Source organism: Legionella jordanis (assembly GCF_900637635.1).
In the GTDB taxonomy this organism is placed as follows: domain Bacteria; phylum Pseudomonadota; class Gammaproteobacteria; order Legionellales; family Legionellaceae; genus Tatlockia; species Tatlockia jordanis.
The window spans coordinates 2,934,435-2,957,683 of record NZ_LR134383.1 but is presented as its reverse complement, the minus strand read 5'-3'; the positions used below and the strand labels follow the sequence as shown (position 1 = coordinate 2,957,683).

The following is a 23,249-nucleotide window of genomic DNA, read 5'->3' as shown; positions in this document are numbered from 1 at the left end:
CAAGTCAAAATACTTTCAAGAAATCAAGAAATGGTATGAATTTTTGTTCATGCAAATTGAACAAAAACATACAGAGAGGCAGCCCTTTTTATTAGTTTGCCGACTTTCTTGCTATCCAATATTTAAAACACCCTGCCCACGAATCAAATCTTTCGAGAAAAATCTAATCATGAATTCTCAAAGCAGTACAAATAAGGAGAATGCAGTATGAGTGCTGATCTTTTACAAGAAGCCTATGAATTTCACCAAAGTAATCTTGAGCAAAATTTAGCACTGCATCCGATTTACCAAACTTTAAACGACGTGGTCGATTACCAAAGCCTGCTTCAACCGGAAAAAATCGTGTATCGGTTTTTAGTTGATGAGGACCGAGCCGAGTCATTGACTGCACGAGAATTGCAAAGACAGGTTAAAAAGCTGGCCCATTATCTAAGTAAGTACGTCGTGAAGGGTGATAGAATTATTGTTGCTGCCAAACCTGGATTGGAATTTATAATCAGTTTCTATGCCTGTTTACGGGTTGGGGCAATTGCCGTTCCCATATTCCCTCCCGCAAATGCCATGATGGCGACCAGATTTCTTCATGTTTTTAACAATGCCAAGCCTAAACTCATTCTGGCTGATCCTCAAACGGCACGTCTCATGAAAAAAGGCTTGGTAGCTAATCGTTTCCTACATCACCGCATACAACATTATCTGGGTATTTCTGAAGCCTTGTCTGCTGTATTCCAAGCCATTAAAAAAAGCAAAACACCCATTGTTTCTACCGAAGTGCGCTCTGAATATTCAGGAGAACATTTTCCCTGTCCGTTAGTTAAGCCTGAAGATATTGCTTTCCTGCAGTACACTTCCGGCTCCACAGGGCATCCTCGAGGAGTTATGCTGAGCCATGCCAATTTATTAAGCAACTTGGCAATTATTCACCAAGCGGTCAATTTCACCAGCGAAAGCCATACGTTTTCCTGGTTACCACCCTATCACGATATGGGGTTAATTGGCTGCATTCTAGAGCCTCTTTATGCCGGAACGGTTGCAACGCTTATGTCTCCGGTGGATTTCATTAGCAAACCCTCACGTTGGGTTAAACATTTATCCGATTATCAATGCACCATAAGTGGCGCACCTAACTTTGCCTTTGAACTTTGTGCGCGTAAAACACCGGAAAGTTTGATTAGAAAATTAGACTTAAGTTCCATTCGAGCCATTGCCAACGGAGCTGAGCCCATTTCTTTCAAAGCCATGCAGTTTTTCTATGACAGTTTCAAGGTTGCGGGCTTAAAGCGGGGAGTTATTTTACCCTGCTATGGTCTGGCTGAGTCCACCCTGATGGTTTCGGCCAAGCCTTTTTCCAAAGAAGAAAATATTATCACGGTTGATACCCACCGGCTTAAAGACAACATTGTCGAGCGCATTAGCAACCAGGAAGGCGGACTGCAATTGGTAAGCTCTGGAGTGCCGCAAATGCTGGTGCGAGTGATTAATCCCAAAACGCACGCACTTTGCAAAGAGGATGAAGTCGGAGAAATATGGGTAGCAGGCCGCTCAGTTGCTACAGGTTATTATAATCAACATGAAGAAAGCACCAGCATTTTTAAAGCGCAAGTTCCTGAGCAAGAGAACAGGCATTATCTTCGAACGGGTGATTTGGGTTTTTTGCATGAAGGTGAACTGTTTGTTTGCGGGCGTTTAAAAAATTTAATCATTATCAATGGTCAAAATTACTACCCTCATGATTTTGAGCAAGCCGCTGCTTATTCACATCATGCTGTCCGTAAAGGTTGTGTGGTAGCATACTCTGAGTTGGTGCATGGCAAAGAAGCTTTGCATATTGTTGCCGAAATCAAAGCCGGTACCGCCAGTAAATCCTACGGCGAAATTGTCCAGAACATTTTGAGTGAAATCAGCAATCAATTTCATCTCAGTCCTTACCAGGTTTTATTAGTTCCCCCGAAAGCTATTCCCAAGACAACCAGTGGTAAGTTGCAACGAATTAAATGTCAGGAAGAGATAACAGAAAAAATCATCGTGCCCTTGCACATTTATCAATCGAATGATTCAGCACCAGAAGAAAGTAAATTCAGCGAACAAGCCAGGCAAGCGGCTTCAACCGACGAGGGGATTGAAACAGATTGGTGGGGCATTTTAAAGCAAAGCAAACCCAAGCATAGAGAGGCGAAGCTTTGTGAATTGATAGTGGGATTAAGTAGGCAGTTATTAAATGTTCCCCCGGAACATCCGATTGACGTTGATAGCGGATTGTTTACTCTGGGGATTGATTCACTCAGTGCCGTTGAACTGCAATGTGGTATACAGTCGGCATTGGGTGGAAGAATTCAACTGGATCCTGCCTTGGCATTTAACCATCCAACCATAAGAAAATTATCCCGTTTTTTATTGTCGCAATTGTCATTCCAGCAGGATGAATTGAGCAAGTCTGAAGTCGAGACAGGAATGCAACTTAGTGGAAAAATTACAGCATATCCTCGCAACGATAAAGGCATTTACCCAGCCTCATATGCACAAAAAAGACTCCATTATATTCACCATTATGAGGGCTCAGGAGCCATAAATTATAATATTCCGGTCGTTTTGGATATCAAGGGGAAATTAAATATTCAGCGATTGCAAGACTCACTCAATGTATTAATCGAACAGCATGCCATGTTTAGAACATCTTGGCTATTTGATGCGGAAGGCTTACAACAAGTGATTCAACCCCAGCTGAAAGTCACCATTACAAGCCGGCAGATGAGCAGGGGAATGGCATTGCAGGACATGCAGATGCAGCTTTCACAAAGCTTTGACTTGCAAAGAGCCCCTGCGTTTCGGGCTCTGGTATATCAATATGAACCTGAAGCCTATTTGTTGTTCTTTAATTTTCATCACATCCTCATCGATTTCTGGTCTTGTAATCGAATATTCTTGCCTGAATTGTTTAAAATTTATGACGATTTACTTCAAAAGAACTCATCGGAATTGAAATCTCCGAAATTGGAGTATATTGATTACGCTCTTTGGCAGAAGCAAGCCTTCGAATCAGGGGCTATGGACAGACAAAAGCAGTTTTGGCGGGAAAAACTCAGTGATTTAAATCCAGCCCAGCTGCCAACACAAGCCGGCCCATTCATTAAAGGCAACCCTGTTGGCAGTATTCAGCAACATCTAAGCCCTGAGCTCTGTGAAGCCATTTATAAAACCACGCAACAACACAATGTTTCTTTGTTTATTTTTTTCAATACAGTGTTATCGTTTTTAATTTGGAAATACTCTGATCAGAAGGATATTTTAGTAGCTAGTCCAGCATCCAATCGTCACCATCAAGGTTTAGAAGAGATCATTGGCTTTTTTGTAAACACCATTATCACGCGCCATCAAGTAAATGAAACATTTCATGCCCATGACTGGCTTGCACATTGTCGAAAAAATTGCCTTGAAGCATTGCAAAATCAAGACCTGCCTTTTGATGAGGTTTTGAAAATCATCTCGAGAAATCAGGATAATCACCGTCACTCCATGTTTCAGGTGATGCTTGTCCTGCAAAAGCTCGGTTCGCTAGAAAAGATTGATGTGGCACAAATCAACTCCATTGAATGGCTGGATATTGAGGAATCGGCACGTACGGACTTAACTTTGAAAATCAATTTGCTTGATAACAAGATTGCCTTAAATTTTTGTTACTCCAAAAAGTTATTCCAAGAGCAGTTCATAGAACAGTTTTCACGGCATTTTGTAAGGGCGCTAGAGGCTTTTTGCAGCGAGGGAAATCCTCTGTTGACCGATATAGAGCTTTTAGCCGAAGAGGAAAAAACCAAAATATTGCACCTCCTGCAGGGAGACGTTCTGGACTATTCGTCTGATACAAGCCTGCATGGGAAGTTTCAACAGCAAGCCCAAGCCACTCCCAAGAGAATATGTGTGCAGGATGAAAGGCAATGCTTAACTTATGAGGAAGTGGATAAACGCTCCAGTCAAATGGCTAACTATCTCCTGGAGCAAAATGTCCCTCACAATGCAATCATTGCCGTCTACATGGAAAGAAATGTTGAGCTCTTGGTGATTCTGCTTGGAATTCTAAAGGCAGGCTGCGTTTATTTGCCTTTGGACTTAAACCATCCTAAAAAAAGAATTGAATTGATTCTTGAAAATGCAAAACCCTATAGGATTTTTACCCAGGCATCATTCATGCCGCTATTCTGTGCTGAGCAGACTATAAATGTAGAGCAGCTATGGCCTAAACTCGCAAGTCGAGATTATTCCCACAGCCAAGCGCTTCAAAGCAGAGAGAATGAGATAGCCTACATCATGTTTACCTCCGGTTCGACGGGGCAACCAAAAGGGGCATTAAATACTCACAGAGGTGTCCTAAACCGTATTCAATCGTCACAAAATCTCTGTCAAATTGGCGAATCTGATCGGGTCTTACATAAAACGACATTGAGTTTTGACCCTTCCATTCTGGAAATTTTTTGGCCCATTTGTCACGGGGCCACTTTAATCATGGCTCCTCCTAATGCCCATAAAAATCCCGAATGCCTGGCGAAAGTCATTAAACAACAGCAGATTACAGTCTGTTATTTTGTCCCTTCACTGCTTAGTATGATTTTAGAGATGGCCCCAGAACACGCTCTTGATTCCTTGCGTTATGTTATTTGCGGGGGCGAGCGCTTGTCCAAAGTCATCAATAGGCAATTTTTTCAAAAAACCAAGGCCATCCTATATCACACTTATGGCCCCTCGGAATGCTCCATCAGCATGACGGTTTTCAAATGTGATGAGGACATGGAGAAAGATTATGTTCCCATCGGGCGTCCGATTCTAAATACCAGAGCCTATATATTTGATTCTCAGCTAAAGGTGGTTCCACAAGGAGTGGTCGGTGAATTGCATATTGCCGGGGTTGCTGTAGGGAAAGGCTATTTAAATGACCTCAGGCAAACTGAAAGCAAATTTATTGCAAATCCCTTAAATCCCAATGAAACACTCTATAAATCCGGAGATCTGGTCAAACTTTCATTTGAAGGAAACATCGAGTTTGTGGGGCGAAAGGATCACCAAATTAAACTGAGGGGAAACCGAATCGAGCTTGAAGAAATTGAAACTTGTATTTTGCAGATACCTGGAGTGAACAATGCGGTGGTCAAAGCGGTGGAATGTCATGGCCAACAACTGCTGGTGGCTTATTATGTATCAGCCATTGCAGCAGAAAAAATCAAGGAAGAATTAAGAAACCGCCTGCCCGATTATATGATTCCTTCTTTATTTTACTCGCTTAAGGCAATGAAACTGTTACCTAGCGGTAAGGTCGATCGCGTGGGTTTACCTGCTCCCGATCATGGGCTGCGAAATGGCACTTCGGCAACAGCCATGCAAACGGAGACGGAGAAAAAGGTCCATGCAATTTGGCAGTCCCTATTTGCTATGGACTCTATTGCTCCACAAGAGAATTTTTTTGATTTGGGAGGACACTCTTTATTAGCGGTAAAGCTCGTTTATGATCTTAATCAACAATTGGGTTGCCACTTTACAGTAAAAGAATTGTATCAAAATCCAACCATTCGGGATAATGCTCTCTGGATTGAGCAGCATGGAAAAACTAAACCGTCGCTTGAAGATAGAAAATCAACGGCAGAGTTAAAGCAAATTTGTCCCCAATTACAGTTAACCCCTCTGGGTGACTGTGTAGATAAGCCTTTTGAAACTATTTTCCTGACGGGTGGGACGGGCTTTTTAGGTGTTTACCTTCTTCGTGATTTATTGCAGACCTTTCCGGCTGCCACAATTTATGTGCTTGTCAGGGCAGACGATACAGCAACAGGGCTTAAACGGCTTCAAAAAGTAGCGCAGCAATACAGGCTTAAGATTGATTTGGATCGCGTTGTCCCTGTTTTAGGTGATTTGGCCGAAGCGCAATTTGGCCTGGAGGCTGGTGAATATTTAGAAATGTCTAAACGCATTGACGTTATTGTTCATAATGGCGCACTGGTTAATTTTATAGATGATTACCAAAAACTTGCGGCGGTGAATGTGGATGGAACTGCAGAAGTTCTCAAATTCGCTGCCTTATCCCGTCATAAACCAGTCCATTATATTTCAACCTTATCAGTGGTTCCGAGGGATGTTGAAGGAAATAAACCTAAACCATTTTTTGAGGAAGGCGCCATTAACTCAGCCGGATTTATACAAGGTGGCTATGCGCAAACCAAATGGGTGGCCGAATGTCTTGTAGAAGAGGCGAAGGCTCAGGGTCTTAGAGTTAAAGTGTATCGCCCAACACGCATTGCCGGGGACAGTCAAACGGGGATTGGCAATGAAAATGATCTGTTCTATCGATTCATTCGCGGTTGTTTGCAATTAGCCGCTGTACCTGATGTGGATTTTAATTTGGATTTGGTGCCCATTGATTTTATTAGCCAGTTTGTTGCAATGGAAATGCGCTTGGGAAGCGGAAGGGACAGTTTTAATTTGCTCAATTCCAAAGCCATTCCCTTTAAAACCATTGTCGGCAGCATGCGCAAATACCGCAAAGTAAACCTCCTTCCTTATGAGGAGTGGTTAAAGCAAATCTCTGTGCCTGAAATTGAAGGGCAAGAGAATTACCTCTTTCCTCTGAAAGATATTTTCCCCAGAAAAGAACGAGATTTCTACAGCCTGGTTGCTCCACGTGATATTGACAACAGCAATATGTTGGCCACTTTGGAGCAAGGGAAGCCTTCGGTTAATCCTGAAATAAATGAGGAAGTTCTGGCCGCATTCATCGAATTTTCAATGACAAAAATTTAAAGGAGATAAAGAGGAATCGCTCTAATTTTACTGTTTCTAACCATATTGACAAAAATTTAATGCAGCATCTAATCTAGTAGAATATTGGAGAAAGCATTCTTTCCCCAAAACTCCCCTAAACATGCTTTGACTGAGTGTCAACTAGGGAGAGTCCCCCCTCCGTGTTGGAATAACAGGTGGGATTTTTAATCTAAGGAGAGATTATGTCATCACATTGCACTAGGATGTGCTATTGGGTGGGGTTAGTGGTTCTTTGTTTGCCTATGACTCTTTTTGCATCTAAATCCATTAAATCGATGGTGGTATTCGGCGACAGTTTGTCTGATATTGGAAATACCACCCATTTGTTAAAAAGTTTGCGGCAAGACGAAAGTCCTGCCTATCTTGTTCGCCCTTTAAAAGTCTTTGTGCTCAATAAAATGGAAGAGTTCGCGACTGAGTACTACGTCCCACAAGTGGTTTTGGATGCTGGTGTCGAAATCGTCACCAATTTTTTTGATACGGAATTCGGCCCATTTTTGGCCAATTTGGTAAGCAAAGTGAAGAAAGTACCGGTCCTTCCTGGTGAGCCTTATTGGCAATCCCGGTTCTCCAACGGTCGGGTATGGAATGAATACCTGGCGCCCATGATTGGCATTGATCGCGAGGATGCACATTTCTACAGCAACCAAGCGTTCGGAGGCAGCTGGGCTGTAACCTATGATTATCAAGTAACCACTTGGAACCTTATTCGCCATCCGCTTGCTACGTTAAAAACCTTAATCGTTGGAAAATTAATACCGCCAAGCCTTGGTTTAACGGTACAGGCTTATTTGATGATGAATGAATCTTTGGATGATAGGACCGTCTATTTTGTATTAACCGGGGCAAATGATTATCTCAATGTGTTGGTTTTTGAAGACAATTACAATCCCGCAGTTATGAATTTCTACATTGATAATGTATTGGATGGCATTTCTTCAGGCGTTCACAAGTTGGTGAAGGCTGGAGCCCGGCACGTTGTGGTGATGGGGTTGCCAAATATTGGCATTACACCGAAATTCGTGCAAACAACCGACAGGCCTGTGTTAGCGGCGGCTGTTGAGCAACATAATCAACGTCTGCAACAACGAGTTGCAGAGTGGCGCGAACAGTATTCTGAAGTTGATTTTCTGTACATTGATTTACAACAGTATTTGCAAAAAGCCTTAAATGAGCCACAAAAATATGGCTTTAGCAATATTACGGATGCTTGCATTGATATTAAGTTTCCCATGTTTCATGCTTTTGCAAACTCTCCGTTTGCCCATAATTATGTTCTGCAGTATGCGCAAGTTTTGCAATATCGCGATAGCCATTTTGGACCTAATGAAAAGAATTATCACCTTTGTGATAATCCTGAGAGTTATTTGTTTTGGGATGAAATACATCCGACAACCCATGCCCATCAGCTGCTGGCCAATGAAATTTGTGATGCGATGAAACAGCATGGTTATGAAACTTCCTGCCAACAACCAGCAAATCTTTAGATTTTTTCGCTGAATGTGGCATACTTTGGCAACTTTTTTCAGATATCCTGCCAAACCACTCACAAGGCGGGTGATATCAAGAAGATTAAGGAGTTTGTATGTGCGGGATCATGGGTGCTACATCACAACGTGATATCAGTAAAATTTTATTGGAAGGGCTAAGACGTCTGGAATATCGAGGCTATGATTCCGCTGGAATCGCAGTAATTGACGACACGGGCTCTTTAAAACGGGTTCGCATTCAAGGGAAAGTACAAGGTTTAGCCGATGCGATGCAGGAAACGGCAATCACCGGCCATTTGGGTATTGCTCATACTCGTTGGGCTACGCACGGTAAACCTTGTGAAGAAAATGCCCATCCCCATATGTCACATGATGAAATTGCTGTGGTTCATAACGGCATTATCGAAAACCATGATGCCTTGCGTGAGAAACTTAGAGCAAGTCATTATGAATTTACCTCAGAAACTGATACGGAGGTGGCAGCGCACCTGATTCATTTTTACTACCAGCAGCATGAAGATCTTTTGCAAGCCGTTCAACAAGCAGCTCGTGAAATGCATGGTGCTTTTGCTCTGGGTGTCATCCATCAGAAACGACCCAATGAATTGGTGGCTATTCGCAAGGGAAGCCCTTTGGTGGTGGGGTTAGGAATTAACGAACAATTTATCGCTTCCGATGCCCTGGCTCTTCGTTCTTTTGCCCAATCCGTTATTTATCTGGAAGAAGGGGACAGTGCTCATTTGACTGTCGATAAGGTTTCGCTGTTTAACTCAAAGGGAGAAGCCGTCAAACGAGACTCCCATCCCCTTAATGGTGACAACCAGGCGGTGAGTAAAGGGCCATACCGGCATTTCATGCTGAAAGAAATTTATGAGCAGACTAAAGTGCTTGCTGACACCCTCGAGGGCCGAATTGCTTCCCAGGAAGTTCTTAGGGCCAGTTTTGGTGAAAAAGCAAGTACTCTATTTACTCAAGTAAAACAAATCCATATTGTTGCTTGTGGAACGAGTTATCATGCAGGTTTGGTGGCTCGCTACTGGCTTGAGTCCTTAACTGGCTTGCCAACCCAGGTTGAGATTGCCAGTGAATACCGCTATCGCGATGTCGTGGTTAATGACAACACCTTATTCATTACCGTCTCTCAGTCTGGCGAAACGGCCGATACATTGGCTGCCCTTCATAAAGCCAAATCAATGAATTATTTAGGCAGTCTGGCGATTTGCAACGTCGCAACCAGTACCTTGGTTCGTGAAGCCGATTGCGTGTTTTTAACCCGTGCCGGAGTGGAGATTGGTGTGGCTTCCACAAAAGCTTTCACCACCCAATTGGCTGCTTTCCTCATGCTGGCTACGGCTTTGTGCAAAGACAAAAGGGCAGGGCAAGTCTTAACCCAGTTGGAAGAATTACCCGCTTGTTGTGAACGGGTCTTGCAGATGGATGCTGAGATTAAGAACCTGGCTTCTCTCTTTGTGAACAAGGCCCATACACTCTTCTTAGGCCGAGGTGTGCAATATCCGGTTGCCTTGGAGGGCGCTCTTAAATTAAAAGAAATTTCCTATATTCATGCTGAAGCTTATCCTGCAGGGGAACTCAAGCACGGTCCTTTGGCATTGGTGGACAAAGACATGCCAGTGGTTGCAGTTGCCCCCAATGATGAGTTGTTGGACAAATTAAAGTCCAATTTGCATGAAGTTAGTGCGCGTGGTGGGCAATTAATCGTTTTTGTCGATGATTCACAAAATTGGGAGCCCGATGGCGCACGTCTTATCCGAGTGCCAGGCTGTGGTCAGTGGATTGCCCCCATTGTTTATACCCTACCCTTGCAATTGTTAGCCTATCATGTCGCAGTAGCCAAAGGGACTGATGTGGATCAACCACGCAATTTGGCCAAATCGGTGACAGTTGAGTGAACCGTGCCAAGGAGTTTTGGCTAAGTATTTGGCAGGAAGGCAGAACACCATTTCATCGGGAAGAAGTTAATCCTGATTTAATCGAGTTTTGGCCTTCCTTAAAGCTGACTCCCCACGCCAGAGTGCTCGTTCCTTTATGCGGCAAAAGCCTCGACATGCTGTGGTTAGTCGATCAAGGGTTTCACGTAACAGGAATTGAGCTCAGTGAAACTGCTGTGCAGCAGTTTGCCAAAGAGAACCAACTGGAGTTTAGCAAGCGCAGCGTTCATGGCTTTGATTTATACTGTACTTCGGCGATTGAGATATGGCTTGCTGATGTTTTTGATCTAGGCCTAATGGATGTGCCCCCTGTAGACGCTATTTATGATAGGGCTGCCTTAATTGCTTTGCCTGAGAAGGTACGTCCTTCCTATGTTGAGCACTGCCTGCAATGGCTCCGGCCTGGTGGAGCTATCCTCCTTAAATCGATGAGTTACCAGGGAAGCATGGAAGGTCCTCCCTATAGCGTAGAACACAGTGAAATCAAAACGCTCTATCAGCAGGCCAGTCAGTTGAGCTGTTTGAAAGCAACTAAACAGAGCTTGCGTGGCGAGGATGCTTTGAAGGTCCGCGGCTTGGATGAGTATATAGACAGTGTTTGGCTTATTCATTATTGACAGCCAAGTAGCTAATCCCTTAGGGAATGGTGGCAATTTGCTGGGATTAACCCAGCAAACCGGCAGATTAAAGCGTATTCACGCTGAATTCTGACTCCGGCATTTCGGAGTTCTGCTTTGAAAAGGCTAATTGATTTTTTGAGGCAAAAAAAGTTGGAGTTTGCAGTTGTTGTCCATAGGCAAGATGGGAGTAAAATCTAGCCGGATAAAAGGGGCTATGAATTTCCCTTAATTTATTCTCTATTTGTTGCCGTCTTTCTGGAGTCATTGGGATAGTATCAATGGGCGAAGCTTGAATGGGACTTGGGAGATCGGCATTGGTTTGTGGGGGAGGATTATTTCCAAACTGAAGGTGTATTGATTCCTGATGCTCCTCTGCCAGGCATTCCACTGAACCAAATTGCCCACTATCTACACTTAAATTCATTTCAAATGGATGTGCTTGCATTGGTGCTGTTAAGACAGGAATGGACGGAGACGGCAGGAGTTGCGAAGTGGTTAGCAGTTGCTCTTGAAAGCTTTTTGGTATTCTGCTGAGAGCTCCCCAGGTTACTTCTTGACCATTCACATAGCATTTCCCGTCATGAGGATTGTATTTAAGATGGCGGCGGACCTCCTCGCGCGGTAAAACCTGTGAAGGCGTGCTCACAAGGCGGAATTTTCTAATAAAAAATGCCTCTTCAGTAATTATTTTTCGGCCATCCAATTGTCTAACGGCTTTGACCCAATCGGTTATTCGTTCTGCTGGAATAGGTTCACCATTGTCAAATCTATATTTTATTTTTTGTTTTGAATTCAAGTAATACCAATAACCAAGCGTGATGATTTGCCTCCCGCACGGTAATGTATAGGGTTGTTTCACTCGCGCATGCCCATTGTTTTGTGGGTAGAATGATTCGGGTACGAATTTCTCCTTTAAGGGAATGGCCCTCGGCATCAAATCCAAATAGACCCATTTGCGGCGATAAACAGAAGAGAATGTTGGGGTTGATGCATTTTTGACTGTATTCTCTGGAGGAGAGTTGTCTGGCGCCTTTCGTTTCCGAGGGGGACCGCTCTCTTGTGATTCTAAATGCCCAACTAAAGGTAGAGTTAGTCCAGCCATTGCATCTCCATGAGACTGCAAGGTAGAAGCATCCTCTGGGAAAGTAAATGCAGGATTAGAGGGTTCTATTAAAAAACCTTCTCTTTGAAAAGCATCAAACAATTCCTGAGGTAAATCAAATAACAGATTTTCTGTTTCAGACTCAATTTTAGGTTGCTGGGTGTTTGTACTTCCTGCGCCTTTTATTCCAAACATGCTTTCTCCTATGAAGATGCCTGACACACAATAATTCATCCTGCTACTGGGTTCAAATGTTTTAACGGAAAGCTGACAATAAATTTTTACAAAAAGTACAATAATTATTCTTTAATGCAGGGGAATGTATTATTATTTATCTATAAACACAGCATTAAGTGCATTTATTATGAAAAAATCCCAGTCGTTAAACCCTTCACTCTCTTCAGATGAGGAACAAAAACGCATTAAACAATCGGATTCTGAATCCAGCGATAACGCTTGGGAAAATTTAACCGATTCAAGCCGTTCAAATGCTGGCGAAAGTTCGCAGTATTCGACTGAGGAAGAGAAAACAACGGTCTACGTTAATCATATTATTGAAGATGAAAGCGCAAGCTTGGAGATAACCAAGTGCATTCCAGCCACAACCTCTTTGGCAGGCAAGTCTCTTGAACAAAAAGTTCCAGATACACCATCCAAGAGAAAAGCAGAAGAGGAGGTGGAGGGGACAGCCACTAAGAAAAAATCAAAGGAACCATCGTATTCAAGCTTTTTTAATTTGCAAAAACAAGACGAGCCAAAAGATGATGACCAAGATTCGAGCTTAACTCCCTAGAGCTGTTCTTGCTGTAAAAAACCATTTGTACAAGTATTGCAATTAATTTCATTAAAATTGCCCACGTCAAAGTTCGCAAAAGTTGAATTAATCGGTATATAATGTTTGCGTTTTTTTAAACGTTTTACGGGGATGTGAATGATTCAAGAGACATTGGCGGCAGCGACTATTATTGCTCATGAGCTTAAAGTCCAAGTTTCGCAAGTTGAAACGGCTATTCGTTTACTGGATGAAGGAGCAACCGTTCCCTTTATTGCGCGTTACCGTAAAGAAGCCACCGGTGGACTGGATGACAGTCAATTGCGGCATTTGGCAGAACGCTTGCTATACATCCGTGAATTGAGTGAGCGTCGAAATGTGATTTTGCAATCCATTCGCGATCAGGACAAACTGACGCCTGAACTTGAAAAAGCCATTCTTGCTGCAGATACCAAAACTCGTCTTGAAGATTTGTATTTGCCTTATCGCCCGAAACGCCGAACGAAAGCTCAAATAGCAAAAGAGGCCGGTTTGGAGCCACTTGCTTTGGCTTTGTGGCAAGATCCCAATTTACTACCAGAAAGCTACGCTGCAGATTTTATTAATGTTGAAGCGGGTATTGAAGACAGTAAAGCTGCTCTTGAAGGAGCTCGGCAAATTCTTATGGAGAAATTTGCTGAAGACGCAGAGCTGCTCAATGAGCTCCGTGAATACCTATGGCAACATGCAGTTTTAACATCAACCGTGGCTTCGGATAAGAAAGCAGCAGGTAGCAAATTTGCTGATTATTTTGAGTATGCTGAGCCGATTAAAAAAATTCCTTCTCATCGGGCCTTAGCCTTGTTCCGCGGACGCCGCGAAAGCATTCTGCAGCTCAGTCTCAGTTTGCCCAATGAACCAGAGTACGGTGAGCGACGTACAGCCGCCTATTTTAACATCAGCGATGGCAAACGTTCTGCAGATACCTGGTTATTGGAAACGGTTCGCCTCACCTGGAAGATTAAATTATTCACAAAATTGGAGTTGGAATTATTTTCTCGCTTGCGCGAAATGGCTGATGAAGAAGCCATTCACGTCTTTGCGCGCAATTTGCGTGATCTTCTCTTGGCAGCCCCAGCTGGGCATCAAGTGACTATTGGCCTTGATCCAGGAATCCGTACGGGTGTGAAAGTCGTGGTGATAGATGGGACTGGTAAACTGCTTGACTACACCACTGTTTTTCCATTCGCCCCGCAAAATGAATGGCACCAGGCAATTGCCGAATTGGCTAAATTTACAGCCAAATATGGGGCGAGCCTTATTAGTATTGGCAACGGTACCGGTTCTCGCGAAACGGAGAGATTGGTCGCGGATATGATGAAAATGTATCCCGATCTAAAAGTGAACAAAATTGTCGTGAATGAAGCAGGTGCTTCCGTGTATTCCGCTTCTGAATTGGCTGCCAATGAGTTTCCAGATTTGGATGTTTCTTTGCGCGGGGCGGTATCAATTGCCAGACGGCTGCAAGATCCTTTGGCTGAATTGGTCAAAATTGAACCTAAATCCATTGGGGTTGGACAATACCAGCATGATGTGAATCAAGCTCGCCTTGCACGCTCTTTGGATGGGGTTGTTGAAGATTGCGTGAATGCTGTGGGAGTCGATGTCAATACGGCATCAGTGCCTTTATTGACCCGAGTTTCTGGCCTTAATGAGGCCTTAGCGCGTAATCTCGTCCAGTACCGCGATGAACATGGTGCCTTCAAAAACCGTGAGCAGCTTAAAAATGTGGCGCGCATGGGGGAGAAATCGTTTGAACAAGCCGCTGGTTTCTTGCGGATTATGAACGGTGATAATCCCTTGGATGCTTCTTGTGTACACCCCGAGGCTTATCCTTTAGTTGAAAGAATTTTAACTGAGAAAAACGTTGAAATTGGCCAAGTAATCGGCAATCGCGAACTGTTGCAAAGCATTAATGCCGAGCATTATACAGATGGTCATTATGGGTTACCCACTATTCGCGATATTCTCAAAGAATTGGAAAAACCAGGCCGTGATCCACGCCCCGAATTCAAAACGGCTAATTTCAAAGAAGGGGTCGAAGACATAAAGGATTTGGAAGAAGGCATGATTCTGGAAGGGGTTGTGTCTAATGTCACCAACTTCGGAGCCTTTGTTGATATTGGTGTGCACCAGGATGGTTTGGTTCATATCTCTGCAATGACTGATCGCTTCATTAGCGACCCTCATTCTGTGGTGAAAGCAGGTGATATTATCAAGGTAAAAGTCATCGAGGTGGATAAAGAGCGTCGTCGAATTGGTCTCAGCATGAAGCTGAATGAAGAGAAAATGTCTACTGCAGCGAAAAAAGTATCCAAGCCGCAGCAGGTGGTAAATAAAAAAAGCCAGACTCCAAAAAAAGTGGCAGCAGTTAAAGCGGGTGCTAAGAAAGCAGAACCTAAGAAAACGGTTTTCAATACAGCCATGGCGGATGCATTGGCCAAATTAAAGCGCAGTTCCTAAGCTTATGAGCAGACCACGTGGAGAAATAACAATCCAAACCCTGGCCATGCCAGCAGACACCAACGCCAACGGCGATATTTTTGGCGGTTGGTTGGTGTCACAAATGGATCTGGCGGCCGGTGTTTTAGCCAAAAAAATTGCCCATGGCCGCGTTGTAACCGTGGCTATTCATAGCATGACTTTTCTAAAGCCCGTTCATGTTGGCGATATTGTTAGTTGCCACGTTGAGTTAATGAAAACAGGTAACACCTCTATGACCATCGCGGTTGAAGTATGGGCTGAGCCGGCTACTACAGGTGGACAATTCAAAGTCACTGAAGGAACTTTTGTGTTTGTCGCCGTTGATGAAGAAGGAAATCCCAGAAAGGTTCCCAACAATAATGACAGCAGACTTTGATAATTTAAAAATATGGATAAGGGACATGGCTGCGCTTATCGATCAAAATGCAGACCCTGATCCACAGCATTATACTCCCTTCCTGCAAGATCCAAATCTAGCCCTTGCAATAGTTAAACTCATTGAAACGCTTGAAGATGATGAGGTGGATAGCGAAAGGGCTTTTTATTCAGCTTGCGTGTTTGCCCTCGATATCTGCGTTGCTCAACTACAGGCTGCAGCAGAGACAGGCAATAAAACGGCAGGGAGAACGATTAATCAATTAATGCTTAGGATTGCCGAGGCAATCAATAAAGGCAAGCAGTCCTTAAGCTTTTGGTTGCCTATCTTAAACGCTTTTTATGAGGTACATGTCGAATTGTCTTCAGAGTTGCAAGATGCTTACCTCAATTTGGCAGGGCAGGAAGGAGAACTAACCGCCGAAGAAGAGCTTGATCACCTGAATGCCATCCGAGAAATGATTAACGATTTATCCGACTTATCTGAGTTCGACATTGCTGAAAATTTTTTCGCACAAAGCTATGCCATGCCTGCGGATTTTTTTGCCGATTTAATTTTGGATTTGTACAGCATAGAAGAGGGACAGGACATTGCAATTTTAACTTTACTGCATCCCAAAAAAGAAGTTCGCGATGTGGTGATGGCGGTTTTCGATCAATTATTTAAAACCGTGACGATAAGTTCCATCTCACTATCACGTTTGCAAGCAATTAAAAATTGGTATCCTTCAATTTATCATGATCAATTTGATTATTGGATAAAAATGCAGAGAATGAGGGGGGTAGTATTTAATGCTGATGAATTTACGCCTAAAATTCGCATTCAAGCCAGTGAGGTTGATGGCAGTGGCGCTCAAGGTGTTTTTATCCATGTAAAAAAGAATCGGAAACATCATTTATGCGGTTTGTTGTTTAAACAAGATTTCGGAATTAAAGACGCATGGGTTACTGCTGAAATTCCAGCAGGCGAAGTTCCCAAATATTATTCCGAAGCTTTTGATTCGAGCGTTACTTTACGAGAGGTCGAACCCAGTTATCTTAAAATGATAACCAGCCATTTTCTGGCTATCATGATCGCCCAAGGGGGCATGCCCGATTTGCATTTGCTTGAACTGCAAGAATTACTAAACTGGCATTTTCTTCCGCAGCTTATGGATATTCCCCATCTAATTGAGCATCTTAGCATTCAAATTAGCCCGTTTACTCCCGAGGCCATGGACAAATCTTTTCAACGTTCCAAATTCTGGCCAAAAAACAAGCGTTTTACCGAATCTTGGTTCGTCGAGAATCCACATATTGATAAATTAGTAAACCGCTGCTGCACCATTGTTGATGGTGTGAAAGCCTGTGCCATGGAGGAGGCAATCGATGCAGTCTTTAATCAGGAATTCGAAAAACAAAGGGAAAAATGGTTGTTTCATTTCCTATGGATTGCACTATGGGTAAAATCCAAAGCAACCCGAAGGGAAAAAATTTGGCAAGACAGTCTTTTTATTGCTTATGCCATTCATTCAGGGCGGCCTTTACGCGATATACCTATCATGAATGAAATTTGCTATCAAACAGTAATCAATAGCATTGAAACCATGAATGAAAGAAGGACTTATTTGAATAAAGAATGAGCTCCTGCAGGTTCCTTGCAATGCTGACAAAGACACTGTGGATAATTTTGTTTATAAAAATAATTTCTGCAAAAAAATAAGTCATGTACACCATTAACTTATTGAAATTAATAAAGAACTTTAAGTAAAAAGATAGAATGAATAATCCACAGAAACTGTGGATAAACTTGTGAATTTTAACTTGAATTGTAGAAAAAACCGAACCTTAGCTTACTGTTCTCCTTTCCGCCATTGACTTACATCAGGGACAATCCATTGCTTTCTATTCGCCACTTGGATAATCTTGCACCTTTTTCCAATGCTTGGATTTATGTCGGATCATATAGCTTCTTTTTTTCTTTTATTTAGTCACGCATTAATCATTATTCCTGTTCTTTGCATCGGCTATATATGGTTAAACCGGGAGTTATTTTTTAAACTCATTCACCTGGTATTGCTGACCATCCTGCTCAATATCGCTTTGAAGGTAAGCTTCCAAGTTCCTCTGCCTGCTTCTTTGGGTAAACATTGGTTTGCCTTTCCCAGCGGTCATATGCAATTGGCGACAGCCCTTTATGGCTGGTTTATTTATCAATGTTCAAATGTGTTTTTACGTGCATTGCTGCTGTTTTTGTTAAGCGGCATAGGTTTTAGTCTGGTTTATTGTGGCTATCATGGTCCTCAAGATGTAATAGGTGCCCTAATATTTTCCACCTTACTCCTTTGTTCATTTCAATTCCTGACCTTTCGCTATCCACAGCATTGGCATGGGGTTGTACTGACTGTGGGATTGTTATTGCTGCTATACAGCCAGTGGATGTGGCCTCTTCCGGCTCATGCCTGGATGGCTTTTTATTCTTTATTAGGCCTGAATTTGGCAGAGTTACTATTTAATGTCACTTACTTAAAAAGTTCGACAAAGAAAAAAATAATAGCTTCTGGGCTAATCCTCATTGTGGCTTGTCTACTACAAGCGGTTTTTCGTTTGACTGTTATCAAACAGGGGCCCATTTACTTACAGCAGAGCCAATGGTTATTTTTAGCATTTGCTTTTCCTTTGGTCTGCTGGCAAAGACGCTCATCGCGTCCCTTGCCCCATGCAGACAGAGATCAGTACACTATGTGAATACATGACTTTTAAATGGAATTAAATAACCTTAATTTTAGATTGAGAAAAATAATTACTGACCGGTTTCAAATTGTCAGGCAGTGGTTCTGGTTTCTTGATGGGTTCACTTTCATTTGGATGCCCAGGTTCAGTTTCCGGCCGTTCAATCGGTTCTGGCTCGGGTCTATCAGCGGGTAGAGGTTCACTGGGTTCTGGTAGTGATGGCTCTTCCATAGGGGGGGTGGGGATTTCCTGATTTTGTTGCAGTTGTTGATGGAGCATTCCTACTAATTGAAACAGCGCAATTTTAATTTCTACTAACTCCTCGGCGATACGGTTTAACTCAAAACTTGCTTGTACGGTTTCTTTTGAGACTTCCATTTCTAACTCCAAGTACCTTAAACGATACAGTTATTGTTTAGATAGGAAAGTAAAATTGTCCTCCCTAAAAAATAAATACTTTCCAATTGATAAAGTATTGAAAAAAATTAAACACTCACTTTAAACTTAACACAGTCAAGCGGCTTGTCAATTGGGTATGTCTTCGTATTTACAACAAGTAGTTAAGGCTAACCCTGCCTCATTTTTTTACGAAAGAAATTTTTCCGGTACCTTCCAGGTAAGCAAAGGCTATTTCTCTTGGATCATCACTGTGAATGGTACTTCGCATGGATGAGAACAGATCCGCTTCTGTAATGTGATATTTTCTCAATTGATGAAACAAAATTTTGCCATCTTTAATAATCAGATGGGATTCTCCTTTAAAGAAACATTCAATATTCTTAAAATAGAAAGTAGCCACCGCGATAAGCCGATGAAAAACAACAAGGCTGACTGTGGCTACAGCGCTGCTTAAAAGAGTGGCGGAACCATTGATCCCACGGCTAATGACGGAACCTAGGATAACCAACAACAAATAATCAAAGCCTGTGCTTAAGTTGAAACGGCGATTACCATAACGTATTAAAATGACACTTAGGGCGAACAACAGTAAGGAGCGAAGCATCACATACAAAATCCCAGGATTGGAATTAACATTTATCAGAAAATCCATTTTAAATACCGGCGTAAATAGTTGATTGTAAACAGGCCTAAGGTCAAGGAGCAAGGTTATCTTTGCAACAGTAGCTTCCCATTTCTAACGCACTCCTGGTTTATGACGCCTTAGGAGGTAAAATTCTTCTTCATTCCTAGTCTTGCTAATCATTAATTTAACAAAATTCATCTAGTCTAGGAGAATCTTCCCGATTTTATTCACTTAAAAAGTCACTACAGAATTATAATAATAGTGGATGAAGCCTCTAGAATTTCTAAAGCAAAAATAAAAAGCCACGTCCCCATGGAATCGTCTGCAAGAAATAGTGACTTGAGAAATTTTGCTAAAGTCCTATATGCATTTTTTATCCCAGGTATTTAATAAAAAACTCTGTCAGGATGATGCAGGTTCTTTATTAAAAATTGAAAGTGCAACTGCTGCGCCACCCAAGGCAATGGCTAAACAATATGACCTTGGACTGGTAGCCAGTCCATCGGTTTGGGGACAAATCTTTAAACATTTAAAAACTAATGAAATTGCAATGACAGTGGCTAGCCCAACTCATACTATTGCGACTCCCGTGGTGAATGGCGAGTTTAGAGTTTATGATCCCAGTCAAGGTAAAATCTATATTGCTAGCAACGAATCGCTCCTCGCTAAAAAAATATTGCCGCAGATTTTTTCTCAAAATAATGATGAGCTCCTTCCCCTTACCGTCAATGTATTTAGCCATCCTGATAAAATCAACCAGGTTCTCACCAAAACAATAATAATTTTGACTCTTTAGCAATGGCTGCTATGCAAAACTATGAAGAGTAACTTCGTTTGCTATTCAATTGGGGAGCCAGGAACCCAGAGGTGGTCTTAAATTAGCTGCAAGGGATAATCGTCTAAATCACTGGAAGTGCTTTTAGAAGAAGGGCATCGAAGGCTATTAAAAACTCTAAACAAATTTACCTGAAAACCTGTCTGATTTCATGGGAATCAGGTCGGCATGAAGCATTGAAGGGCTTATGAAAGACACAGAAATTGAGAATATTTTTTTGTCTTATCTAAGCGACACTAACAATAATTATTACCACTGAAATGGGTTGCTCAATCTGGTGGAATTGCTTGTTTTGAGCCACTGATTAATTATTATAAACATCAGGGAATTGATCTTGCCAATTAGATGGAATTGAAGAAATAATTGGCCATAACTGCAATCGACAGTTAATTTTGATCGCTTATCGATACTCCTAACAATTTATGGTTTTGAATTCCTGCCATGGTTATGCCACTTCAGCAATTAGACTTTGCCATTTAAAACGAGCAATTTGCAATTAAATTATTCACCAGGCCATCAAAGCCGTCATTAATGACCTGGTGGTATTCTAGACAGTTGTCGCTAAAAATTGCGGACACATCGAATGGATTGTGGGTTACTGGTTTTAATCGACTGGCCTTGGGTAGAGCCAACTGCGAAATTTTGTGTCCAGGCATAGAGGTTTGGGTTTACACTGGTATCTTCGCTGGAACTGAAAAAAGTGCCCACACCAAATCCACCAATATTGCCGTTTACCCTTAAGTTTGAATATATATTCTGAAGTAAAGGGCTACCTGAGCTACCACAACCACTGCCAAAACTTTGCCCATCATATCCCATCTGACAAATGGCCGGTAAATACCAGTCGGTAAAGCCCTGGGTTGTTTTATTGATGCATGCCTGGGCGGCTGGGAATTGTCCTACCGGTGTTGCCAGGGCGGCGGTGTTGGAAGCGCCATTGGTATTGCTGTTTACGCCGGTGATGCTGAAAACGGTTGACCATGAGAGGCTGCCTTCATTGGTCGTAGCCGCAACCTGGCCCCCGATACTGCCCGTGTTTGCTGTTGCATCGTTAACGGCAAACAAGAATCCCCCCTGATAAACGCAGCCGTAACCTAAGACAACGACGTTGGTCGACACAGCTGTGGCATTAGCCGCTGAAACCTGCACTACCCCTGCTACGGGGGCGGTGCCATTGGTGCAAGGGGTAGTGCCATTGGAAGTGGCCGTATTGCCGGGGGTAATGGTAATGGTGCAAGAACTCCCACTTCCCAGGGTGCTTCCACAATTGGTAGAACTTGTGGTGCCACTCGGCCAGGTGGGTGGGGTGACCGTCAAACCGGTCGCTGTGGTGCTTCCGGCGTTGGTAATGGTGATGATCCGCGGGTTGCCGGTTAACGCGGGGTTAAAAGCGGTATTATTTACTGACAGTGCCAAATCTGTAAGGCTGGTGGTTAAGGTGGTGGAGTCAATACAGGTTACCGCAACGTTTGTAACATTCCCACTTCCAATGGTTCCACTGCCATTGCTTACATTACAGACTTGCCCTGCGGGTTGGGTGAGTACTGTTACATTGTAAGGGGAGCCTTGAGCTAAAGGAGTAGAAAAGGTAAATGGGCCATTGCTGCTGATGCTCTCGTCATCGGCATTGTTGTTTTGCAAAACTACTGTCCCGGTTAAGCCGGATACGGTTCCACCCACAGTATATGTGTTTGCAGCACAGGTAACCAAGACATTGGTGACGTTGCCTGCACCAACCGTTCCGCTAGCATTGGTGACTGTACAGTGCTGGGCCGCAGGTTGAGACAGTACAGTCACATTATAAGTCGACCCTTGAGGCAAAGGGGTGGAGAAGGTAAAAGGCCCGTTGCTGCTGATGCTGTTGTTATCTCCGTTGTTATTCTGCAAAACTACCGTTCCAGTTAAGCCGGATACGGTGCCACCAATTGTAAACGTATTGGTAGTACAGCTAACCTGGACATTGCTGACATTGCTTGCACCAACCGTTCCGCTTGCATTGGTCACAGTACAGTGTTGGGTCGCGGGTTGGGAAAGTACGGTCACATTATAAGTGGAACCCTGTGCTAGCGGAGTGGGAAAGGTAAAGGAGCCATTGCTAGTAATGGCTAGGTCATCCGTGCCATTATTTTGCAATACGACAGTACCTGACAAGCCAGACACGGTTCCACCTATGGTGCGTCTGTTGGTCGAGCAAGTAACTACTATATTGGTGATACTGGCATCAGTAATGACACCACTGCCATTGGTTACCGTACAGGTTTGTGTCCCTGGTTGGCTTAAAATGGTGACGGCATAATGACTGCCGCTTTGGAAGCTCTCCGGAAAGACAAAGCTGCCATCGGCAGTCATTGTTATTGTTTCAGCCCCATTATTTTGCAACACCAGAGTCCCTTGCAGGCCAAAGACGGAACCCCCTACAGTATATTGGGCATCTCCTTTAATAATTTGGAGACTGCTAGCGGGGCTGGGTTGATAGCATTGGGAAATACTGCCTACCTGACATACAACAGGCCCGCCGCTAATGTTTCCGGGCAAAGCACTTCCTGTAATAGTTAAATTCAGGATGCAGGATTGGTGCCCTGCCAAGATAAAGGGGTTGGGGCAATTGCCTGCTGTGGTCACCTGAGTAATACCGGGGATGGCCCTCATTGCCAGGGTGTGTGCTTTGCTGGATTGGTTGGTAACCGTATACTTAACAGACGCAGTACCTGTCACCGGGACTGTCAGCGAGGTCGCCGTTAAAGCCGTGAATGTCCATAGAGGGCTTCCTGCATGGGCTATTGTTATAGCGAGGCTGCTTAACATTAAAAGGATAATCTTATTAATAAAAGAGCTTAACTTCATCATGGTGTCCTTACACAGAGATAGTGAGAGTAATAACGTGCCGGGCACTGAGGCAAACATTGCTCAAAGCCAGGCGACACTAAATACAAAGCTGAATTTGTTTATAATGGTTTGATTCTGATAGATTATTCTAACTATTTTTTACATCAAGGGATATAGAAGTATTGGAGAGTAATTTTTGAATTGGCTGGGTAGCTTTAAC

General features: G+C 43.1%; 14 protein-coding genes. 10 read left to right on the top strand and 4 right to left on the bottom strand.

Features of this window, described 5'->3' with window-relative positions:
- The first annotated feature begins 207 nt into the window (after positions 1-207).
- The 4 genes from EL203_RS13350 to tmpT all read left to right on the top strand — a co-directional run bounded on the left by EL203_RS13350 (position 208) and on the right by tmpT (position 10,857).
- On the top strand, positions 208-6,780 hold the full coding sequence (locus tag EL203_RS13350) for a non-ribosomal peptide synthetase (protein WP_058471748.1): 6,573 nt from the start codon (positions 208-210) through the stop codon (positions 6,778-6,780).
- A 203-nt stretch (positions 6,781-6,983) separates the two neighbouring features.
- Positions 6,984-8,288 carry a lysophospholipase/glycerophospholipid:cholesterol acyltransferase PlaC gene (gene plaC, locus EL203_RS13345; protein ID WP_082647192.1) on the top strand — a complete coding sequence of 435 codons (1,305 nt, stop codon included), beginning with the start codon at positions 6,984-6,986 and terminating at the stop codon, positions 8,286-8,288.
- Positions 8,289-8,386: 98 nt separating this feature from the next.
- Complete coding sequence (gene glmS, locus EL203_RS13340; protein ID WP_058471750.1) at positions 8,387-10,201, top strand: glutamine--fructose-6-phosphate transaminase (isomerizing); 1,815 nt, start codon at positions 8,387-8,389, stop codon at positions 10,199-10,201.
- Positions 10,198-10,857, top strand: a complete 660-nt coding sequence (gene tmpT, locus EL203_RS13335; protein ID WP_058471751.1) for a thiopurine S-methyltransferase — start codon at positions 10,198-10,200, stop codon at positions 10,855-10,857. Before glmS ends, tmpT begins: the two co-directional genes overlap by 4 nt.
- A gap of 67 nt (positions 10,858-10,924) precedes the next feature.
- Here the strand turns inward: tmpT and EL203_RS13330 are convergent, their stop codons facing one another.
- Positions 10,925-12,157 (bottom strand): hypothetical protein, encoded by a 1,233-nt coding sequence (locus EL203_RS13330; protein ID WP_058471752.1) that lies wholly within the window; start codon positions 12,155-12,157, stop codon positions 10,925-10,927.
- A 169-nt stretch (positions 12,158-12,326) separates the two neighbouring features.
- On the opposite strand from EL203_RS13330, the gene EL203_RS13325 reads away from it, so the two are divergent.
- The 5 genes from EL203_RS13325 (at position 12,327) to EL203_RS13305 (ending at position 18,359) form a co-directional block, all read left to right on the top strand.
- The gene (locus EL203_RS13325) at positions 12,327-12,755 is read left to right on the top strand and encodes a hypothetical protein (RefSeq protein ID WP_126320129.1); all 429 of its coding nucleotides are present in this window, start codon (positions 12,327-12,329) and stop codon (positions 12,753-12,755) included.
- A 138-nt stretch (positions 12,756-12,893) separates the two neighbouring features.
- Positions 12,894-15,236: a Tex family protein gene (locus EL203_RS13320; protein ID WP_058471754.1), complete on the top strand. Its 2,343-nt coding sequence runs from the start codon at positions 12,894-12,896 to the stop codon at positions 15,234-15,236.
- Between the two features lie 4 nt (positions 15,237-15,240).
- Positions 15,241-15,633 carry an acyl-CoA thioester hydrolase YciA gene (gene yciA, locus EL203_RS13315; protein WP_058471755.1) on the top strand — a complete coding sequence of 131 codons (393 nt, stop codon included), beginning with the start codon at positions 15,241-15,243 and terminating at the stop codon, positions 15,631-15,633.
- Positions 15,617-17,254 carry a hypothetical protein gene (locus EL203_RS13310; protein ID WP_058471756.1) on the top strand — a complete coding sequence of 546 codons (1,638 nt, stop codon included), beginning with the start codon at positions 15,617-15,619 and terminating at the stop codon, positions 17,252-17,254. The genes yciA and EL203_RS13310 overlap by 17 nt, the downstream gene beginning before the upstream one ends.
- A gap of 310 nt (positions 17,255-17,564) precedes the next feature.
- Positions 17,565-18,359 carry a phosphatase PAP2 family protein gene (locus EL203_RS13305; protein WP_058471757.1) on the top strand — a complete coding sequence of 265 codons (795 nt, stop codon included), beginning with the start codon at positions 17,565-17,567 and terminating at the stop codon, positions 18,357-18,359.
- Between the two features lie 21 nt (positions 18,360-18,380).
- Here the strand turns inward: EL203_RS13305 and EL203_RS13300 are convergent, their stop codons facing one another.
- Together EL203_RS13300 and EL203_RS13295 are read right to left on the bottom strand one after the other, a co-directional pair.
- Positions 18,381-18,722 carry a hypothetical protein gene (locus tag EL203_RS13300; protein WP_058471758.1) on the bottom strand — a complete coding sequence of 114 codons (342 nt, stop codon included), beginning with the start codon at positions 18,720-18,722 and terminating at the stop codon, positions 18,381-18,383.
- Positions 18,723-18,921: 199 nt separating this feature from the next.
- The gene (locus tag EL203_RS13295) at positions 18,922-19,395 is read right to left on the bottom strand and encodes a DUF421 domain-containing protein (protein ID WP_058471759.1); all 474 of its coding nucleotides are present in this window, start codon (positions 19,393-19,395) and stop codon (positions 18,922-18,924) included.
- Positions 19,396-19,717: 322 nt separating this feature from the next.
- On the opposite strand from EL203_RS13295, the gene EL203_RS13290 reads away from it, so the two are divergent.
- Positions 19,718-20,164, top strand: coding sequence for a hypothetical protein (locus tag EL203_RS13290; protein ID WP_232003963.1), 447 nt, complete (start codon positions 19,718-19,720; stop codon positions 20,162-20,164).
- Between the two features lie 600 nt (positions 20,165-20,764).
- On the opposite strand, the gene EL203_RS13285 is transcribed toward EL203_RS13290, so the two are convergent.
- Positions 20,765-23,050, bottom strand: a complete 2,286-nt coding sequence (locus EL203_RS13285) for a beta strand repeat-containing protein (protein ID WP_126320127.1) — start codon at positions 23,048-23,050, stop codon at positions 20,765-20,767.
- Between the last annotated feature and the right edge of the window lie 199 nt (positions 23,051-23,249).